A 2,582-nucleotide genomic window follows, 5' to 3' on the forward strand; every position below is an offset into this window, starting at 1 on the left:
CACATCGGCCAAGAACGGCTACACCACTTCAAGGGACGCCATCAGTTGTGGCTGCCACCTGGCCGTATCCAGTTCCTGAGGTCCTCGTTGGTTCTCGCGGTAGCAACCTGGTTTTCAAGGTGCTGCCTTGACCGTTCAGGTGCGAGGAAGGCGTGCCGGTGGCCGAGGCCAGACTCCAGGTCATCGCGGGCGGGGCCGTCCCGCAGGAACCGCTGGCGACGGACCCGTGGCAGTTCCAGACCGCATGCGTCGACGCGTTCGTCGCCTCTTGGCGGGCCCGCGGGTTCAGCCCGGTGACCATCGACAACGACATCTGCCTGCTGGAGCGGACGCTGGCCGCACCGGGCCGGCCCGCGTGGGAGGTGACACCGGAGGACATCGACCGGGTGGTTGGTGATCTCGCGGTGAAGGGCCGCAAGACCTCGACCAGGCGCGAGTACGTGCAGATCTTCAAGGGCTTCCACCGGTTCCTGCAAGCCCGCAAGGCAGCCGAGATCGAGGCCGCGTTCGGTATCCGGCTGGTCTGCCCGGTCGACGAGTTCAACGCCTCCCGACATGTCGGCGACGACTCCCCGGCCCTGGTGCCGCCGCCAACGCCGGAGCGGGTGGCGGAGTTCTTCGACTTCATGAAGCAGCGGATCGCCACCGCGAGGAAGTACGGACCCGCCGCCCGGGACTATGCGATGTTCCGGGACCCTGTATCACGCCGGGCTCCGCTCGGAGGAGGCATCGCTGCTGGACAAGCCGGACGTGCACTTCGTCCGCGGCCCGTTCGGCAAGCTCCACGTCCGCTTCGGCAAGGGAGCCCACACCTCCGGGCCGCGTCCGCGCTGGGTGCCCATGCTCGACGGCCTGGACCTGGTGCTGCGATGGTTCCTCGACGACGTGCGGCCCAAGTTCCCCGACTCGCCAGTGCTGTTCGCCGACGAATCCGGCGGCCCCCTGCATCGCGGGACCATCCGCAACCGGCTCCGCTATCTCATGGAACTCGAAGGCCGCCCGCCGGCTGAGCGGTTCAGCCCCCATGCCCTGCGGAGGGCCTGCGCGACCCACAACTACGAACGCGGCGTCGACTTGGTCGCGATCCAGCAGATGCTCGGACACTGGACGGTCAGCTCAACCATGCGCTACGTCCGGCCCTCCGCGACGTTCATCGAGGACGCCTATCAGCGGGCAGTGGCCAGCACTCTCGCGGAGCTGTCCGGGAAGGACACCACGGCATGAAGATCCGATGGCGGCTGCGGATGGCCGCCGCCCAGCGCGAGGTCTGGACCGGGACCGAGCTGCGGCGGCTGCTGGCCGAGAAGGCCGGCTTGGAGTTGTCCTCCGCGTCGGTGTCCGCGCTGTTCACCAAGGAGCCGTCGCAGGTGAAGATGACCACCCTGGCCGCGTTGTGCACCGCGCTGGAGTGCACCCCCAATGATCTGATCGAGGTCGACACCACCCCCGTCGAGAGGCCCATCACACCGCCTCGGCCCGTCGCCGACCTCCCCAAGGCCGCCTCCGCCCGAGGCCGGTCGATGCCGCCCCTGTGACCGGCGGTCATCGCGATGGGCAAGAAGCAACGGGACTGCGTCATCTGTGGTGCCCCGGTCGGCTATCCCGACCGCCAGCACTGCTGCCGGTGCTGGCGCCGGATGGAGGAACAGGCAGCGAAGATGGCATGCCCGTCCTGCGACAAGGACCGCGTGCTCCAGGAGGATACCGGCCGCTGCATCACCTGCTCGCGTGTCTGCGAACAGTGCGGCCACCTGGTCGGTGCGGCCCAGAGCCGGCTCTGCGGTGTCTGCCGGCGCAAGGCCGAGCGGCTCGCCGATCAGCAGCCCTGCCCACGCTGCGGCAAGCCGGGATATCTCCGCGAGGCGACCGGCTGGTGCGGCCATTGCTCCCGCCCCCGGCAGGACAAGCAGCCACCGCGGACCTGCCGCGAGTGCGGTCAGCTGCGACGGCATGCCGGACTCGGTCTGTGCTCAGCCTGCCGGCAGAAGCACCCCGGCCGGCCCTTCATCCGCGGCGAACACCTCCGCGACCAACTCGCCAATCCGCCCGCATGGCTGGACGACTTCGTCGGTCATGTCGCGGCCCGCTTCTGCGTCGCCCGGGCCTGCGGCCTGGTCACCGACCTCGGCCGCCTCCTGCAGGACGAACACCCCAACTCGCCCCAGGCCCTGCTGGAGCGGTCCCGCCGACCAGGTCGGTCGATGGGCCCTTTCGCCCGTACTCTCGAAGACTTCTTCACCCATCGCGGCCTGGCCCTGCCCACTGACCAGGCCGAACGGCTCGCCGCCGGGCGGCGCAAGCATCGCATCGTCGCCGTCCCCGACTCCCTCCGGCCAGCCGTTGCCGCCTTCGACGCCTCCCGCATGCGGGCCCAGGACCGGGCTCGCCGAGCCAGCACCCGGCCCCGCAGCGATCACACGCTGGAAACCGCCCTGGCCATCCTGCGGGACCTGGCCCTCTTCCTCACCGAGCACTGCGGCAAGGACGACTGGGCCCTGGCCGACGTGCACAACATCGAAGCCTTCCTGGCCACCATGCCCAAGGCTCGCAAGCGCCGACTGGGCGGTGTGCATCGTGAAAAC

2 protein-coding genes and 1 pseudogene are annotated in these 2,582 nt (G+C 69.5%); all 3 read left to right on the top strand.

Features of this window, described 5'->3' with window-relative positions:
* Nucleotides 1-678 precede the first annotated feature (678 nt).
* Nucleotides 679-1,224: a tyrosine-type recombinase/integrase gene (locus ABD207_RS31635; RefSeq protein ID WP_344016754.1), complete on the top strand. Its 546-nt coding sequence runs from the start codon at nt 679-681 to the stop codon at nt 1,222-1,224.
* Entirely contained in the window at nt 1,221-1,535 is a 315-nt protein-coding gene (locus ABD207_RS31640; protein WP_279929979.1) for a helix-turn-helix domain-containing protein, read from the top strand. Before ABD207_RS31635 ends, ABD207_RS31640 begins: the two co-directional genes overlap by 4 nt.
* 15 nt (nt 1,536-1,550) lie before the next feature.
* Nucleotides 1,551-2,582: pseudogene (locus tag ABD207_RS31645) on the top strand (hypothetical protein); the annotation flags it as partial.

The organism is Streptomyces thermospinosisporus (assembly GCF_039526425.1).
Taxonomy (GTDB): Bacteria; Actinomycetota; Actinomycetes; order Streptomycetales; family Streptomycetaceae; genus Streptomyces; species Streptomyces thermocarboxydovorans.

Coding starts and splice junctions, on each gene's coding strand:
- ABD207_RS31635 (WP_344016754.1), top strand. CDS start 679: ATGCGATGTTCCGGGACCCTGTATCACGCCGGGCTCCGCTCGGAGGAG.
- ABD207_RS31640 (WP_279929979.1), top strand. CDS start 1,221: ATGAAGATCCGATGGCGGCTGCGGATGGCCGCCGCCCAGCGCGAGGTC.